The following is a 16,481-nucleotide window of genomic DNA, read 5'->3' as shown; positions in this document are numbered from 1 at the left end:
CTCCGTGTCGTTTCGGTGGATCCGGGCTTAGGTTCGGGCAGTGGCGAACGAATTGACCATTCCGCTCCTGCCCTGTCCGTCCATCGACGAGATCGCGTCGTTCTACGAGATGCTCGGCTTCGAGATCACCTATCGGCAGATGCGGCCGAACCCGCACCTCGCGCTGCGGCGGGAAGACATCAATCTGCACTTCTTCGGCATGGACGGCTACGACCCGGCCCAGTCGTACAGCACGTGCCTGGTCATCGTCCCGGACATCGGCGAGCTGTTCGAGTCCTTCGCGGCGGGAATGCGTTCCGTGCACGGAAAACTGCTCGTCTCCGGCATCCCGCGGATGACCCGGCCGCGGCTGCGCAACGACCGGTACGCCGGGTTCACCGTCGTCGATCCGGGCGGCAATTGGATCCGGATCCACAAGGCCGGCAAAGAACCCGAAGCGCGGACCAAGCTAGCGAAAGCGCTGGAAAACGCCGCGCGGCAGGCGGATGCGCGCGGCGACGCTCGCCAGGGCCTGAAGATCCTGGAAGGCGCGTTGAAGCGAGCGACCGGCGACGAACCGGAGTTCGAGGCGGTGCGGGAGTACCGCGACGAGCTGGTCGAACGGATCAAGGGGGCGGAGCCAAGCGTTTGAGCATGGCCTTGACCCCTCCTCGCCGCCGCTAGTCAGTGTTACTATCTACCGGTACTCAGCATCACTGACTAGCTGAAGGGCGTTCGATGGGCAAGCAGGCGACGGAGATGCTCAAGGGGACCTTGGAGGGCATCGTCCTCGCGATTCTTGCCGGGCGGCCCGCTTACGGGTACGAGATCACCTCGTGGCTGCGCGAGCGGGGATTCACCGATATCGCCGAGGGCACCGTTTACGCGCTGCTCGTGCGGATCGAGCAGCGCGGGCTCGTCGACGTCGAGAAAGTGCCGTCCGAGAAGGGACCGCCCCGCAAGGTTTACACGCTGAACGCCCCGGGGCGGGCGAGTCTCGACGAGTTCTGGCGGAACTGGCGGTTTCTCTCGGACCGACTCGAACAGCTGCGCAAGGAGGGGATCGATCATGGAGAATGACGGAAAAAGCAGGTATCTGCATTATCTGGAAGTGGTCACCGGTCCGCTGGAGGACAAGAAGCGGTACCGGCGGTACAAGGCGCGCGTCGAGGAGTTGCCGCCGGACTACCGGGCGGCGATCAAGGCGTTGCACCGGTATCTGCAGTACTTCGGGCCGGGGACAGCGGAAAGTCATCTGCGGATGCTGGACGATCTCATCGACCTGTTCGAGCAGAGTGCGGCGAACGGGACGACGGTCCGGGGCATTGTCGGTGACGAGCCGGTCGAGTTCGCGGAGGAGTTTCTCCGGAGTTATCCCGAGGGAAACTGGATTTCTCGCGAACGGACGCGGCTGACTGAATCCATCGACCGCGCGGTGGGCGGTGCGGTATGACGGCGCCGGCGATACGAGTGCGGGGGTTGCGAAAGGCGTACGGCAAGCTGGAAGTGTTGCGCGGCGTCGATTTCGAGGTGGCGCGCGGCAGTATTTTCGCGCTGCTCGGGTCGAACGGCGCGGGCAAGACGACGGTCGTGCGGATTCTGTCCACCTTGCTCAAGGCGGACGCGGGGGAGGCGGAGGTCAACGGGTTCGCTGTGGCGAGCCAGGGCGGGGATGTCCGCGAGTCGATCAGTCTCACCGGGCAGTTCGCGGCCGTCGACGAAATCCTTACTGGGCGCGAGAATCTGGTCCTGGTGGCCAAGCTGCGGCACCTCAAGAACGCGGGCGAGATCGCGGACGGGTTGTTGCGGAGATTCGCGCTGACTGAGGCCGGGCCGCGCAAGGTGTCGACGTACTCCGGTGGCATGCGCCGCCGTCTGGACATCGCGATGAGCCTGATCGGGGACCCGCAGGTGATCTTTTTGGACGAGCCGACGACGGGACTCGATCCGCAGGCGCGCAACGACGTCTGGCGCGCGGTCGAAGAACTCGCGGAGCAGGGCGCGACGGTGCTGCTCACCACGCAATACCTGGAAGAGGCCGAACACCTCGCCGACCGGATCGCGATCCTGCACGAGGGGCGGGTGCTCGTGAACGGCACGCTGGAAGAGCTCAAGCGGCTGCTTCCGCCGGCGAAGGTCGAGTACGTCGAGAAGCAGCCGACGCTGGAAGACGTCTTCTTTTCCCTGGTCGGCACCGGAAACAAGGGGGACGGGCAATGAGCGGCCACTTCGTCGCCGACAGTTCAGTCCTGTTAGGACGGTCGCTGCGGCACGTCACCCGCAGCCTGGACACGATCATCACGACGACGATCACGCCGATCGCGATGCTGCTGCTCTTCACCTACGTCCTCGGCGGCGCGATCAACGCCGGCTCGGAGTCGTACGTGACCTACCTGCTGCCCGGCATCCTCCTGATCACCATCGCCTCCGGGATCGCCTACACCGCGTTCCGGCTTTTCCTGGACCTGAAGGGCGGCATCTTCGAACGCTTCCAGTCCATGCCGATCGCGCGCTCGGCGGTGCTGTGGGCGCACGTGCTCACCTCGGTGATCGCGAACCTGATCTCCGTCGCCGTCGTGGTGCTCGTGGCGTTCGCGATGGGATTCCGCACCAGCGCGGGACCACTGGCGTGGCTTGCGGTGCTCGGAATCCTGGTGTTGTTCACCCTGGCACTGACCTGGATCGCGGTGATCCCCGGCCTGACCGCTAAATCCGCGGACGGCGCGAGCGCGTTTTCGTACCCGCTCATCTTCCTGCCGTTCGTCAGCTCGGCCTTCGTACCGACCGCCACCATGCCCGGCCCGGTACGCGCGTTCGCCGAACACCAGCCGGTGACGTCGATCGTCAACACGATCCGCGACCTGTTCGCAGAGCGCCCGGTGGGCGGCGGGATCTGGATCGCGCTGGCGTGGTGTGTGGGGATTTTGGTGGTGGCGTATTTCGTTGCCAACGTGATTTATCGACGCAAGATTTCTTGATCACGCTGGCACGCGTGGTTGCCACCGTGCGGGCGTGGACGGTTCGGCGCGCATTGCCTGGTGCCGGACGGTGGCCGGGTCGCGAGGGTTTTCGGTAAATGGCGGGTGCGCGCGGGCGCGGCTGTCCGTCCTTGCGGGCGGCTCGCTGTGGCGACGCGCAGCACCGGCCACCCGGCCGAGCCTCAGTGCTCTATCGCTGCAAGATCTCCCTGCTCACCCCAAAGCCCACAGCCGTGCGTAGTGGCCTCCTGCGGCGACCAGTTCGGGGTGGGTGCCCTGTTCGACGATGCGGCCGTGGTCGAGCACCACGATCCGGTCGGCCTTCGCGGCGGTTGCCAGGCGGTGCGCGACTACGAAGGTGGTGCGGCGACGGGCGAGGTGTTCGGTGGCGCGGAGGACCGTGGCTTCGGTGGCTGGGTCCAGTGCGGCGGTGGCTTCGTCCAGCAGGAGCACGTCCGGGTTGACCAGTTCGGCTCGGGCCAGTGCGACGAGTTGCCGCTGGCCGGCGGACAGGGAGCGGCCGCGTTCGCCTACTGGTTGCCGGAAACCGGCGGGGAGTGCGGCTACTCCGTCCAAGGCGCCGACGGCGCGCACGGCGGCTTCGACTTCCGCGTCGGTGGCTTCGGGGCGGCCGTATCGCACGTTGTCCGCGACGGTGCCGGAGAACAGGTGCGCTTCCTGCGGCACCACGCCCATCCGGGCGCGCAGTGCGGGCAGGTCGTATTCGCGGACGTCGACGCCGTCGATCAACACCGCGCCGCCGGTGGCGTCGTAGTAGCGCGCGACGAGCTTCACCGCGGTGGACTTGCCCGCGCCGGTCGCGCCGACCAGCGCGACGGTTTCGCCTGCCGCGACGTCCAGCGTCAGATTCTCGAGTGCGGGCTTTTCCGCGCCGGTGTAGGAGAAATCGACGTCCTTGAACCGCACTTCGCCGGACAGGTGTGCGGGCAGTTCGACCGGGTTCTCGGCAGGCGGCACCGACGTGGGGGTGCGCAGCAGGTCGCCGATGCGGCTCAGGCCGACGCGGGCCTGCTGGTAGCCGTCGAACACTGACGACAGTTGCTGGATCGGCGAGAAGAATTGCTGCAGGTACAGCAAGAATCCGAGCAGCACACCGGCTTCGAGCGTGCCGCCTGCGACGCGGTGGGCGCCGACGACCAGCACCGTGGTGGTCGCCAGATCCGACATCAGCGAGACGAGCGGGAAGTACGTCGCGATGTACCGCTGCGCGCGCAGCCGCGACCGGCGGTAGTCGTCACTGCGCGACGCGAACACCTCCGCCGAACGCTCTTCGCGCGTGTACGCCTGGGCGACGCGCAGACCGCTGACGTTCTCCTGCATGTCTGCGTTGACGACGCTCACCTTCTCGCGCGCCTCGCTGTACGCACGCGAAGCGACCCGCCGGAAGATCAGCGTGGCTACGAGCAGGATCGGCAGCATGGCCAGCGCGTAGACGGCCAGCGCGGCATCGGTGACCAGCAGCGCGACCGTGATGCCCACCAAGGTGAGCGCACTGACGACCGCGGTGGCGAGGCCGGTTTGCAGGAACGTGGACAACGCGTCGACGTCCGTGGTCATCCGGGTCATGATCTTCCCGGACAGCTCGCGCTCGTAGTAGTCCAGCCCGAGCCGTTGCAGGTGTGCGTAACTGCGCACGCGCAGCGAGTAGAGCACCGTCTCGCCGACACGGGCGGTGAGCCGGGTTTGCCAGCGCACCACGAACCAGTCGGCTGCCACCACGAGCGCGCCGATCCCGGCCAGCAGCCACACGACGCTCGCCACGCCGGGCAGGACGCCGTGGTCGACCCCGCGCTGATACAGCGCGGGCAGTGCGAGCGAGGCCAGCGCGTCGGCCGCGACCAGCCCGATCACGCCGATGAGCGGCCACCGCACCGGACGCAGGATCCGGGACAGCTTGAAGCCGGGATCCGGGGCCGTGACGTCCACATCGGACAGTCGTGGCCGGTCGGTGGCCGGAGGCAGCCTGCGGACGCCTTCCAGCAGTTCGGGGGTCGGCGGCACGTCGGCGCCACCGCTGCCCGCGAATCCGCTGCCGCCGCCGGGTACGCCGCCGCGGGACTGCGCGGCCTCGGCGAGAGCGTCGACCTCGTCGCGCTCGTACTCCGGCCACAGCACTGCCGTGGTGCCGTCCGAGCCCGGCTCGAGGTTGTCGCAGCGGTGCGGTTTTTCAACGTCGTCGCCCGGCCCGGCGACCAGTTCGCGGAACAGCGCGCACCGCGCCAGCAGCTCCTCCTCGGTGCCGACGTCGACCACCTGGCCCTGATCCATCACCGCGATCCGGTCCGCCAGCTGCAGCGTCGACCGGCGGTGCGCGATGAGCAACGTGGTGCGTTCGGCAGTGACCGCGCGCAGCGTGTCGTGGATCGCGGCTTCGGTGACGGTGTCGATCGCCGACGTCGCGTCGTCCAGGATCAGCACTCGCGGGTCAGTGAGCAGAGCCCGCGCGAGGCCGAGCCGTTGCCGCTGCCCGCCGGACAGCGTGAGTCCGCGCTCGCCCACCTCGGTGGCGTAGCCGTCCGGCAGCGCGCGGATGAACTCGTCCGCCTCCGCCGCGCGGGCGGCCGCGAAAACCTCCTCGTCGCTCGCGTCCGGGCGGCCGTACGCGATGTTGTCCCGCACCGAGGTGGAGAACAGGAACGCTTCCTCGAAGACCACGCCGATCGCCTGCCGCAGGTCCTTCAACGGCACGTCGCGCACATCCAGCCCGCCGACCCGCACCGAACCCGAGTGCACGTCGTAAAACCGGGGCAGCAGCATGGAAATCGTGGACTTGCCGGACCCCGCCGTGCCCACCAGCGCGAGCGTTTCGCCAGGCCGCGCTTCGAGCGTGAGCCCGTCGAGCACCGGGTCGCTGCGGGTGTAGCCGAACTTCACGTCGTGCAGCTCGACGCCCAGCGTGCCGGGCGGCAACGGCCGCGCGTCGGGGCTGTCGGCGACCTCCGGCTGCGCGTCGATCAGCTCGTACACCCGCTCCGCGCCAGCCCGCGTGAGCTGCGCCTGCACGACCAGCCCGGACAGGAACCGCGCCGGGCCGATCAACGCCGCGAGATACGTGGCGAACGCGAGGAACGTGCCGAGACTGATCTGCCCGTTCAACGCCAGCACGCCGCCGATCGCCAGCACCGCGACCTGACCCGCGGCAGGCAGTGCCGACGTGGTCGCTGTCGGCAACGCGGACAGCTTCGCCGCGCGCAACCGCTCCGCGAACAGCTTCCGTGCCGTGCGCTCCAGCCGCGCGACCTCGCGTGCCTCCTGCCCGAAACCCTTCACCACGCGCACGCCGGTGACGGTCTCCTCGACGTGCTGCGCGACATCCGCCGCGCGCTGCTGCGCCGACCAGGTCGCCGGGAACAACCGCCGCCTGCTCAACGCCACGACGATCCCGACCGCGGGCGCGACCACCAGCGCGATGAGCGTGAGCAGCGGCGACATCCACAACATCGCGCCCAGCGACAGCACCGCGAAAATCACCGACCCCGCCGACAGCGGAACCTGCATCAGCAACCCGGTGACCAGCTGCAGATCCGAAATCGCGCGCGACACCACTTGCCCGGTGCGCAACGCGTCCTGCTTCCCGCCGTCCAGCCGCGAGACCGCGCCGAACACCCGGTTCCGCAGATCGTGCTGCACGTCCAGCGCCAGCCGCCCGCCCACGTACCGGCGCAGGAACGCCGACCCGAACGCGACGACCTGCAACGCCACCAGCCCCACCGCGAGCCCGGCCAGCTGCGCCGTATGCCCGGCCACCGCGTCGTCCACCGCCGACCGCACCAGCAACGGACTCGCCGCCTGCACCCCGACGCTCAGCACCGCCGCCGTCATCGCGAGCACGACAACGCCGCGGTGCTCCCAGCAGGCAGTGGACAACCGGCGCACCCAGCCGACCGGTCGGGGCGCCGTCTCAACGATCGGACGGTCTTGACGCGCAGGCGTCGCAGTGGTGGTCACATCACAAGGTTAGGGAGCGGCACCGACAATTTATTCCCGAGCAAGCCGCCGGCCCGGACCAAACGGGCACAACCGACGCTCCGCCGGACAGAGGTGACGAACGGCACGCCAGCGGGTTCCGCCGGACCCTGGAAGCCCTGCGGAGCAGGGAAACCCTGGTCCGGGCGGCACAGGTGAAAGGTTGAACGTTCACCTGGTCACGGGGAAGAACCCCGGCCAAATCCACCCCCGAACGAGCGCTCCCGCCCAATGTTCTTTAAGCTAGTACCCGGCGACCCGCTCCCAGTGACCCCCAGGCTGGTTGAGCGGGTCGCCCCTTCTCCCCCTTCCCTGCTCGCGCCTGGCGGCGCTTCGCCGGGAAGGGGCGTTGTATTACCCGGGGGGCCGAGCCCCCCGGACCCCCACGGTGCGTTCGGCGGCGGTTGGGTGGGGGTTGGGTGTGTGTGGTGGGTGGAACAAAAAAGCGTTGGGGCATAACGGAAGCGGCGAGGGCCTTTGGCCCTCGCCGCTTTGTCGTGGCTGGTTACGCTAGTGCGGTTTCCACGGGGGTGTGGGGGAGGCCGTGGGCGGTGGCTACCGGGGCGTTCGTCAGGGCGCCTGCGTGGGTGTTCAGGCCAAGGGCCAGGGCCGGGTCGGCGGAAAGGGCGGCTTTCCAGCCCTTGTCTGCCAGTTGCACGGCGTAGGGCAGGGTGACGTTGGTCAGGCCGTAGGTGCTCGTGCGCGGGACCGCGCCTGGCATGTTCGCCACGCAGTAGAAGACCGAGTTGTGGACCGTGTAGGTCGGGTCGTCGTGCGTGGTCGGGCGCGAGTCGGCGAAGCAGCCGCCCTGGTCGATGGCGATGTCCACCAGGACGCTGCCCGGCTTCATGCGGGAGACCAGGTCGTTGGAGACCAGCTTCGGGGCCTTCGCGCCCGGGACCAGGACCGCGCCGATGACCATGTCCGCTTCCAGGACCGACTCTTCCACCGACAGGCGGTTCGAGGTGACGGTGCGGATGCGCCCGCCGAAGTCGTTGTCGATCTGGCGGAGGCGGTCGACGTTCGTGTCCAGGATCTCCACGTCGGAACCGAGGCCAAGGGCGACCCGGGCGGCGTTGAGGCCCGCCACGCCGCCGCCGATGACGACCACGCGCGCCGGGTGGACGCCGGGGATGCCGCCGGGCAGGACGCCGCGGCCGCCGCTCGGCTTCATCAGGGCGTAGGCGCCGACCTGCGGGGCCAGCCGGCCCGCGACCTCGGACATCGGGGCCAGCAGCGGCAGCGCGCCGTTCGGCTTCTGCACCGTCTCGTAAGCGATCGCGGTGGTGCCCGCGGCCAGCAGCGCGTCGGTCAGCGGACGGTCCGCGGCGATGTGCAGGTAGGTGAACAGCACCAGGTCCTTGCGCAGGCGCGGGTACTCCTCGGCGATCGGCTCCTTGACCTTCAGCACGAGCTCGCCCTCGGCCCACGTCTCGTCCGCGGTGGCGAGCACCTTCGCGCCCGCGGCGACGTACTCCTCGTCCGTGATGGACGACCCGGTCCCGGCACCCGTCTCGACGAAGACGTCGTGCCCGCGACCGACCAGTTCGTGCACGCCTGCCGGGGTCAACGCGACCCGGTACTCGTGCTTCTTGATCTCACGGGGAACGGCGATGCGCACTGTCCTGCCTCCTGGCGGCGGTTCTGTCGAAGGTGTTGCCACTCACGGTGATCTACCCGGACGGCGGTGTCATCATCCCGCCGCCACAGTCTTGCGCCGGGTCAGTAGTGCTCCCAGGACAACGCACTTGACCTCGACCGCACTCGAGGTAGTTGGCTGGCACCCGGCGGAGACCTCGAGGAAGGGCTTACATGCGAGCGGTGTGGCTGCGGGAGTTCGGCGGGCCGGCGGTGCTGCAGGCGGGGGAGGCCCCCGATCCGGCTCCCGGGCCGGGACAGGTGCTGATCGAGGTGGCGTTCGCCAACGTCACCTTCGTGGAAACGCAGTTCCGGGCGACGGGGACGGGGCCGTTCGGCAGCACGCTCCCGATGGTGCCCGGCAACGGCGTCGGGGGTGTGATCAGCCGGGCCGGGGAGGGCGTCGACCCGGCTCTGGTCGGGAAACGCGTGGTGACGTCGACCGGCGGCAGCGGCGGTTACGCGCAGCGCGTGGTCGTGGACGCGGCGTTGGTGTTCCCGGTGCCGCACGCGCTGAGCCTCGACGCGGCCGTCGCGCTGCTGGCAGACGGCCGCACGGCGACCGGGCTGGTGCACGCGACCGCGGTGGCGCCGGGGGAACGGGTGCTCGTCGAGGCTGCCGCCGGAGGGGTCGGCAGTCTCTTGGTGCAGCTGGCGAAGGCCGCGGGCGCGGAGGTCGTGGCGGCGGCGCGCGGGGCGGAAAAGCTTGCCCGCGCCCGGGAATTGGGTGCGGACCTTGCGGTCGACTACACCGATCCGCAGTGGACCACGGAGGCCGGGGAGGTGGACGTGGTGTTCGACGGCGTGGGAGGCGCGGTCGGCACCGCGGCGTTCGGACTGGTGCGGCCCGGCGGGCGGATGGCGATCTACGGTCTGGCAAGCGGTTCGTGGACCGAAGTGTCCGAAGAGGACGCTGCCGCGCGCGGCGTGAAGCTGATCCGGTCGATCGGCGACGCGGCGGAGATGCGCGGCTACACCGAATCGGCACTGGCGGCCGCCGCGTCCGGACAGCTCACGCCGGTGATCGGGCAGCGGTTCCCGCTGGAGCGGGCGGCTGACGCGCACGCGGCGATCGAATCTCGGGGCACGATTGGGAAGACGCTGCTGGTCGCGTGACCGGTTTCGACGTCGACAGTTTCCTCGCGCAGCCGCTGACCGCACGGGTCGCCACCGCTGGTCCGACCGTCCGGCCCACCTGGTATCTCTGGGAGGACAGGGCGTTCTGGATCCTCAGCGGCCCGTGGTCGCGGCTGCCCGCTCGGGTGCGCGAGGAGCCGCGGATCGCGGTGACGGTGGACGTCTGCGATCTCGCGACCGGCTTGGTGCGTCAGGTGATCGCGCGCGGGTCAGCCGCCCTCGAACCGTTCGACGTGCCGCGCGGACGACGGAAACTGGTGCGGTACCTGGGCCCGGATGAGTCCGCGTGGGATCCGCGGTTCCGCGCGTACCTGCTGGACGATCCGGCTGAACGCGGCACGGTGTGGGTCCGGATGGAGCCGGAATCGTTGCGCGCCAACGACCTCAGCTACCGGGTCAGCTCCAGCGGAGTGCGATCAGCTGGGTAAGCAAAGCGAGCCGTACGTCAGGATCATCAAGATTCAACGGAACAAGTTCCAACAGCCGCTTCATCCGGTACCGCAACGTGTTCGGGTGAATGCGCAACCGTTCCGCAGCAGCGCGGGGGTCGCCGGGGTGTCGGAGCCATTCGTAAAGAGTGTCGACGTACCCAGCATTACTCGCGTCGTCGTGTGCGCGCAGCACGCCGAGCGGGCCGAGTTCCGACACCTGCGCCGCCGCTGCTCCGGCGGCGGCGCGGTGCAGGACCAGGGCCGTCCAGGCCTCGTCGTAAGCCACGACGCGACCCTCGACCAGTCCGGCTCGCAGCAGGCCCAGGGCCTCGTCCGCTTGGGCGCGCGACGCGGCCAGCGCGGTCGGATCGCCGGGCGCGCCCGCAGCCGCGCGCGGTAGGCCGCCTCGGCGGGACGCGGGTTGGGCGAGCAGCGCCTCCCGCAGTTCCGGCCAGCCGCCCTCGCCGGGGCGGTCCGGAACCACGACGTACAGCAACCCGCCCAGTTCAGCCGCGACCGGACGGCGTCCGAAACCCTGCGAGATCCGTTCCAGCAACGCCAGCAACAGTCCTTCGGCGTCCCGGCTGTCGCCACCGCTGACGTCTACGACGACGACCCGGTGCGGCTCGTCGGAGAGGTCCAGTTCGGCGACTACTCGACGCGGCGGGACCTGTCCTTCCAAGACCGCGCGCAGCAATTCGGCGGAAGCGCGGCGTTGGGCGTCCGTATGCGCGCGCCGTCGCAGCAGGTGCAGTGCGACCACCGGGGCCGCGTCCGCGAAAGCCGCCGCGCGTTCCTCGGAAACGGGGCCGGGGACGACCGCCCACATCGAGCCCAGCAGTTCGCCGCCCATCCGGATCGGCACGATCAGCCGCGGCAGGGTGCCGTCGCGCTGGGCCGGGACGAAGATCGTCTGCCTGCCGCGGGAAAGCTCGCGGAACACGCCGCGCGAGCGGAACCGGGCCAGTACGTCGTCCGGGATGCGGCGGCCCATGATCGTCGCGACGCGCGCCGGGTCGGTGAGGTCCTGGCGCGCGGAGTACGCGAGCACGCGCGAGTTGGTGTCCTCGATCGTCACCGACGCGTCGACCACCGCGGCAACCGCGTCGGCGAGCCGGAAGAGGTCGCCGGAACCGGGGTCACCGCCTTCTTCGAGCGCTTCGGATTCGTCGGCGAGCGCGTCCAGCACCGTGCGCAACAGCCAGACCAGCTGAGCCCAGGACGTCGCCGCGTGCACCTGGATCAACGCGATCCCGGCCGACTTCGCCGCGCGCCGCACCGACTGTTTCGCCGCCAGCGGCGGTTTCAACAGCACCGCTGCCGCACCCCGTCCGGCGCTCACCCGGACGAGTGCCGCCGCGTCCGCCTGCTCGATCGTGGCGACGCCCAGCACCAGGTCGCCGGCGGCGATGGCGGACTCCGCGCCCGGTTCGGCGATCACCACGTCGCCGACCGCCGGACAGCCTTCGGGCACGAGGAGCGCGTGGAGCAGCGTGGGACCGACCCGGTCCACGACGCTGCGCACCGAAACCACAGCTACCTCCAGCGCTCCTGACGTTCTTGCTGGAACGGTAGAAGACTGCACCGGTTTCGCCACCCGCGGCACTAGTTAGCGCGAAACACCTTCGGCCACGGCTTGAAGTACGACACCAGCGTCGCGCCCAGCAGCAACGTCAGCCCGACGCTCATCGCCCCGGTGCCCGACACCGCGCTCGCCCCGACGATCTCCCCGCGCGAAGCCTGCTCGCCGTGCTCGACAAAAGACGGGACCACCAGCAGGTTGCCGCCGACGAAGAGGGCGAGCGTCGCCACCAGCTTCCACAGCACCCAGTGGTAGCGCACCAGCTTCCACTTCGTGCCGAGGCCGAGCACCACACCGGTGGCCAGTGCGAGCAGGCTGGCCGGGAAGTAAAGCGTGCCCGCGAGGATCCCGGCGATGACGTTCGCGCTGCGCGTGGTCACCGGATCGAAGCCGGCGATCGCGAGAACGCTGCAGATCAGCACCGCGAGCTCGGCTCCGATCCAGCCGACCGACGTGACGACGTGGCCGAACAGGAACCACTTCCGGGTCGACGGCCGCATTCTCCAGTCCATGCCCCTGAGCGTGCGCGTTACCGCATCGTCGCGTCGTCCGTCAGCGCTCGGCACTTGTTCCTACGTCCGGGTGCGTAGGACTCTCATCCCGTGAGACCTGTTGGGCGTTTCGTCCGGCCTGGTTAGCGTCGCGCCAGCCGACCCGATCCCGACCGCTAGGAGCGAGCAGATGCCGGAAGACACCACGAGCTGGTCCTTCGAGACCAAGCAGATCCACGCGGGGGCGGCGCCCGATCCGGCCACCGGAGCCCGCGCGACGCCGATCTACCAGACCACGTCGTACGTCTTCCGCGACACGCAGCACGGGGCGGATCTGTTCAGCCTCGCCGAGCCCGGCCACATCTACACGCGCATCAACAACCCGACCCAGGACGTCCTGGAGCAGCGCGTCGCCACCCTCGAAGGCGGCGTCGCCGGTCTCGCGTTCGCCTCCGGTTCGGCGGCGGTCACCGCGGCGATCCTGACCCTGGCCAACGCGGGCGACCACTTCGTCACCAGCCCGTCGCTGTACGGCGGCACCTACAATCTGTTCCACTACACGCTGCCGAAGCTCGGCATCGAGGTCACCTTCATCGACGACCAGGACGACGCCGAGCAGTGGCGGGCCGCGGTCCGGCCGAACACCAAGCTGTTCTTCGCCGAGACGCTGGCCAACCCGAGCAGCGCCGTCCTCGACATCCGCAAGGTCGCCGACGTCGCGCACGAGGCCGGGGTCCCGCTGGTCGTGGACAACACCGTGCCGACGCCGTACCTGGTCCGCCCGATCGAACACGGCGCCGACATCGTCGTGCACTCGGCGACGAAGTACCTCGGTGGCCACGGCACGACCGTCGCCGGCGTGCTGGTCGACGGCGGCACGTTCGACTTCGGCAAGGACCCGTCCCGGTTCCCCGGCTTCAACGAGCCCGACCCGAGCTACCACGGCCTCAAGTACTGGGAGGCGCTCGGCCCGGGCGCGTTCGCGGCCAAGGCGCGCGTGCAGATCCTGCGCGACACCGGCGCGGCGATCGCCCCGCTCAACAGCTTCCTCATCCTGCAGGGCATCGAGACGCTGTCGCTGCGCGTCGAGCGGCACTCCACGAACGCGCAGGCGCTCGCGGAATGGCTGGAAGAGCGCGACGAGGTCGAGAAGGTCTACTACGCCGGCCTGCCGTCGAGCCCGTACCACGCGGCGGCGCAGAAGTACCTGCCGCGCGGCGTCGGCGCCGTGCTGTCGTTCGAGCTGCGCGGCGGGGTCGAGGCGGGCCGGAAGTTCGTCGACGGCACCGAACTGCACAGCCAGCTGGTGAACCTCGGCGACGTGCGCAGCCTGATCGTGCACCCGGCTTCGACCACGCACAGCCAGCTCGGCCCCGAGGAGCAGGTCGCCGCGGGCGTCACGCCGGGTCTCGTGCGGCTCGCCGTCGGACTGGAAGGAATCGAGGACCTGAAGGCCGACCTCGAGGCTGGCTTCCGGGCCGCCAAGGCGGCGCTGTGACGGATCCCGGCGCGAGTCTTCCGCCCGTCACCGGCGCGTGGCGGGCGGGCGACCCATCCGGCAGGCGGCAGTGGTTCACCGGTCCCGGCGCGCTCGCGCTGGAGGCCGGTGCGACCCTGCCCGGCTACACCCTCGCGTACGAAACGTGGGGAACGCTCAACTCCGACGCGTCCAACGCGGTCCTCGTCGAGCACGCTCTCACCGGCGACAGCCATGTCGCCGGGCCCGCTGAACCGGGGCATCCGAGTCCCGGATGGTGGGACGGACTGATCGGTCCCGGCAAGGCTTTCGACACCGACGAGCTGTTCGTCGTCGCGCCCAACGTGCTCGGCGGCTGCCAGGGGTCGACAGGTCCGTCCTCGCCCGCTCCGGACGGCAAGGCGTGGGGCAGCCGATTCCCGGTCTTGACCGTCCGGGACCAGGTCAAGGCCGAAGCGGAACTCTCGGACGCGCTCGGCATCGAACGCTGGGCCGCCGTCGCGGGCGGTTCGATGGGCGGGATGCGCGCACTCGAATGGGCCGTAAGTCAACCCGATCGGGTCGCCTCCGCGCTCGTTCTCGCTTCGACCGCTCGCGCGTCCGCCGAGCAAATCGCCTGGGCTGCCCCTCAGCTGCACGCGATCCGCGGCGACCGCGCTTGGCACGGCGGCGACTACTACACCGCAGCCGAAGGCCCGTATCGCGGACTGGGCGTGGCCCGGCGGATCGCGCACGTCACCTACCGCTGCGAACCCGAGCTGGAGACGCGTTTCGGGAACCGTCCGCAGCGGGACGAGGATCCGCTGGCCGGCGGCCGGTTCGCGGTCGAGTCCTATCTGGACCATCACGCGGACAAGCTCGCCCACCGGTTCGACGCGGGTTCCTACGTGGTGCTCACCGAATCAATGAACACCCACGACGTCGGCCGTGATCGAGGCGGGGTGGCCGCTGCTCTGGGCCGGGTCACCGCGCGCACCGTGGTCGCTGCGGTGGACAGCGACCGGCTCTACCCGCCGTACCAGTCGCACGAGATCGCGGCGGGAGTCGGCGGCGAGGCCACGGTGCTGACTTCGCCGTACGGCCACGACTCGTTCCTGATCGAGACCGAGCAGATCGCCGCGCTGGTCAAGACTCTGCTGGGCTGAGACGCGGTGAAGGCCGCCTCGAGCGAACCCGAGGCGGCCTTCACCCAGTCTTGCGAACCGTCAGCCGATCGCCGAGGTCAGCGGCGAGTAGTAGCCGCCCCGCTGCCCAGCGGCAGTCGGGTGGTACGACTCGTCCACCGGCCACGTCAAGCTGTGCAGGTAGTCGCTGGCCGCCGAGCAGATGTTGTGCCCGACGAACGCCGACCGGACGTCCACGAACTTCCCGCCCGCGGCGGAAACCCGCGACGACAGCACCGAGGCCAGCGTGTCCGCCCCGGAGTTGATCGCCGACCGCTTCGTGTCGCTCAGCCCGACGTTGCACGAACCCGGCACGGTGTAGAAGCGCGGATACGAGAGCACGACCAGGCTCGCCCCAGGGGCCTTGCTCTTGGCCGCCGAGTACACCTTGTCCAGCAGCCCCGGCAGGGTGTTCTGGACGTAGGTCTTGGCGGTGTTGACCCGGTCCACGCAGGTCTGGTCGCTGCCGAGCGTGCACGTCTTGATCACGTCGGTGAACCCGGCGTCGTTGCCGCCCACGGTGAGCGTGATCAAGGTGGCGTTGGACGGCATCGAGCTGATCTGGTTCAGCACGTCGCCGGTCTTCGCGCCCGAGCAGGCGAGGAAGGTGAAATTGGTGCCGGAGTGGGCGTTGGCCCACAACTGGCCGTACGCGTTGGCACTGCGTTTGCAGCTGCCGGAATCTCCGTAGCTCCCGGCGCCCACTCCGGAGGAGTAGGAGTCGCCGAGCGCGACGTAGTTTTGCGACGCAGCGCTCGCACCGGTGGCGAAGCCGAGCGAGGCAGCGAGAGCGACCCCCAGGGCCGCGCACATCCGAAGGATGCGTCGTGATGGTTGACGGGTGTTTGCAGCCATAGGTCACTCCTGTCGTGACAGCTTGACGCGGTAAAGCTTTACCAGGTGCAATCCCCACGAGACACCCCTGAAATCCGGGTGCGTCCACTTGGCTCAAGCAGGAAGTAGGACCGGAAGTTAGCGCTCGCTAACCACGGGACCTACTATGTGCGGATGCCGGCGAATTCCCTCCCACTGGTGAACGGCGCGAAGCCGAACAGGCGGGAACAGATCCTCTCCGCCGCCGCCGAGCTGTTCGCCCACCACGGTTTCCACGGCGTCGGCATCGACGACATCGGCGCGGCCGTCGGCATCTCCGGTCCCGCGCTGTACCGGCATTTCCGCAGCAAGGACGCGATCCTCGGGGAAATGCTGAACTCGATCAGCCACTTCCTGCTCGAAGGCGGCACCGCGCGCGCCGCGGCGGGCGGCACACCGGACGAGCTGCTGGCCGCGCTCGTGCGGTTCCACGTCGACTTCGCGCTCGACCATCCGGCGCTCATCACCGTGCAGGAGCGCAATCTCGCGAATCTCACCGACGGTGACCGGAAACAGGTGCGCGCGCTCCAGCGGCAGTACGTCGAGGTGTGGGTGCGGGCGATTCGCGAAGCTGTGCCCGGCCTCGGCGAACGCCAGGCGCGCTCGGCGGCACACGCCGTGTTCGGCTTGATCAACTCGACGCCCTACAACCGCCATCTCGGTGACGGGGCACTCGCCGATCTGCTGTGCCGGCTCGCGCTGGGCGCCCTTTCCGCGGCGGGCTGAGCCCGCGATCCGGGGTATC

Annotated in this window: 15 protein-coding genes; 10 read left to right on the top strand and 5 right to left on the bottom strand. The window is 69.4% G+C overall.

The annotated features are described in order from the left end of the window. The first annotated feature begins 40 nt into the window (after positions 1-40). The 5 genes from EIZ45_RS40100 to EIZ45_RS40080 all read left to right on the top strand — a co-directional run bounded on the left by EIZ45_RS40100 (position 41) and on the right by EIZ45_RS40080 (position 2,957). On the top strand, positions 41-631 hold the full coding sequence (locus EIZ45_RS40100; protein ID WP_043832831.1) for a hypothetical protein: 591 nt from the start codon (positions 41-43) through the stop codon (positions 629-631). An 86-nt stretch (positions 632-717) separates the two neighbouring features. Next, entirely contained in the window at positions 718-1,059 is a 342-nt protein-coding gene (locus EIZ45_RS40095) for a PadR family transcriptional regulator (protein WP_037817171.1), read from the top strand. After that, positions 1,049-1,432 carry a DUF1048 domain-containing protein gene (locus EIZ45_RS40090; protein ID WP_134668698.1) on the top strand — a complete coding sequence of 128 codons (384 nt, stop codon included), beginning with the start codon at positions 1,049-1,051 and terminating at the stop codon, positions 1,430-1,432. Before EIZ45_RS40095 ends, EIZ45_RS40090 begins: the two co-directional genes overlap by 11 nt. After that, a complete protein-coding gene (locus EIZ45_RS40085; protein WP_134668696.1) occupies positions 1,429-2,199 on the top strand; it encodes an ABC transporter ATP-binding protein in 771 nt (256 codons plus the stop codon). The genes EIZ45_RS40090 and EIZ45_RS40085 overlap by 4 nt, the downstream gene beginning before the upstream one ends. After that, a complete protein-coding gene (locus EIZ45_RS40080; protein WP_134668693.1) occupies positions 2,196-2,957 on the top strand; it encodes an ABC transporter permease in 762 nt (253 codons plus the stop codon). Before EIZ45_RS40085 ends, EIZ45_RS40080 begins: the two co-directional genes overlap by 4 nt. A gap of 213 nt (positions 2,958-3,170) precedes the next feature. Here EIZ45_RS40080 and EIZ45_RS40075 read toward each other — a convergent pair whose 3' ends face one another. After that, a complete protein-coding gene (locus tag EIZ45_RS40075) occupies positions 3,171-6,887 on the bottom strand; it encodes an ABC transporter ATP-binding protein (protein WP_167756692.1) in 3,717 nt (1,238 codons plus the stop codon). Between the two features lie 562 nt (positions 6,888-7,449). Then, positions 7,450-8,565 (bottom strand): alanine dehydrogenase, encoded by a 1,116-nt coding sequence (ald, locus tag EIZ45_RS40070; RefSeq protein ID WP_037817164.1) that lies wholly within the window; start codon positions 8,563-8,565, stop codon positions 7,450-7,452. Between the two features lie 191 nt (positions 8,566-8,756). On the opposite strand from ald, the gene EIZ45_RS40065 reads away from it, so the two are divergent. Beyond that, positions 8,757-9,698 (top strand): zinc-binding dehydrogenase, encoded by a 942-nt coding sequence (locus EIZ45_RS40065; RefSeq protein ID WP_134668689.1) that lies wholly within the window; start codon positions 8,757-8,759, stop codon positions 9,696-9,698. Beyond that, positions 9,695-10,147, top strand: coding sequence for a pyridoxamine 5'-phosphate oxidase family protein (locus tag EIZ45_RS40060; protein WP_134668687.1), 453 nt, complete (start codon positions 9,695-9,697; stop codon positions 10,145-10,147). Before EIZ45_RS40065 ends, EIZ45_RS40060 begins: the two co-directional genes overlap by 4 nt. Here EIZ45_RS40060 and EIZ45_RS40055 read toward each other — a convergent pair. Further along, entirely contained in the window at positions 10,116-11,684 is a 1,569-nt protein-coding gene (locus EIZ45_RS40055) for a CdaR family transcriptional regulator (RefSeq protein WP_134668685.1), read from the bottom strand. The two genes, EIZ45_RS40060 and EIZ45_RS40055, sit on opposite strands and share 32 nt — an antisense overlap. A gap of 71 nt (positions 11,685-11,755) precedes the next feature. Next, a complete protein-coding gene (locus EIZ45_RS40050) occupies positions 11,756-12,244 on the bottom strand; it encodes a hypothetical protein (protein WP_134668683.1) in 489 nt (162 codons plus the stop codon). Between the two features lie 169 nt (positions 12,245-12,413). Between EIZ45_RS40050 and EIZ45_RS40045 the strand changes: the two genes are divergently transcribed. Both EIZ45_RS40045 and EIZ45_RS40040 read left to right on the top strand, forming a co-directional pair. Next, positions 12,414-13,721: a bifunctional o-acetylhomoserine/o-acetylserine sulfhydrylase gene (locus EIZ45_RS40045; RefSeq protein WP_037817159.1), complete on the top strand. Its 1,308-nt coding sequence runs from the start codon at positions 12,414-12,416 to the stop codon at positions 13,719-13,721. After that, the gene (locus EIZ45_RS40040; protein WP_134668681.1) at positions 13,718-14,845 is read left to right on the top strand and encodes a homoserine O-acetyltransferase; all 1,128 of its coding nucleotides are present in this window, start codon (positions 13,718-13,720) and stop codon (positions 14,843-14,845) included. The genes EIZ45_RS40045 and EIZ45_RS40040 overlap by 4 nt, the downstream gene beginning before the upstream one ends. Before the next feature lie 60 nt (positions 14,846-14,905). On the opposite strand, the gene EIZ45_RS40035 is transcribed toward EIZ45_RS40040, so the two are convergent. Next, positions 14,906-15,676, bottom strand: coding sequence for an SGNH/GDSL hydrolase family protein (locus EIZ45_RS40035; RefSeq protein WP_134668679.1), 771 nt, complete (start codon positions 15,674-15,676; stop codon positions 14,906-14,908). A 195-nt stretch (positions 15,677-15,871) separates the two neighbouring features. Here EIZ45_RS40035 and EIZ45_RS40030 point away from each other — a divergent pair, with 195 nt between their 5' ends. Next, positions 15,872-16,462, top strand: a complete 591-nt coding sequence (locus EIZ45_RS40030) for a TetR/AcrR family transcriptional regulator (RefSeq protein ID WP_037817267.1) — start codon at positions 15,872-15,874, stop codon at positions 16,460-16,462. Positions 16,463-16,481: the final 19 nt, after the last annotated feature.

It is taken from the genome of Amycolatopsis sp. CFH S0740, from assembly GCF_004522315.1.
In the GTDB taxonomy this organism is placed as follows: domain Bacteria; phylum Actinomycetota; class Actinomycetes; order Mycobacteriales; family Pseudonocardiaceae; genus Amycolatopsis; species Amycolatopsis nivea.
Note: the sequence above shows the minus strand (reverse complement) of the source record. Positions and strands in the feature narration are given on the sequence as shown.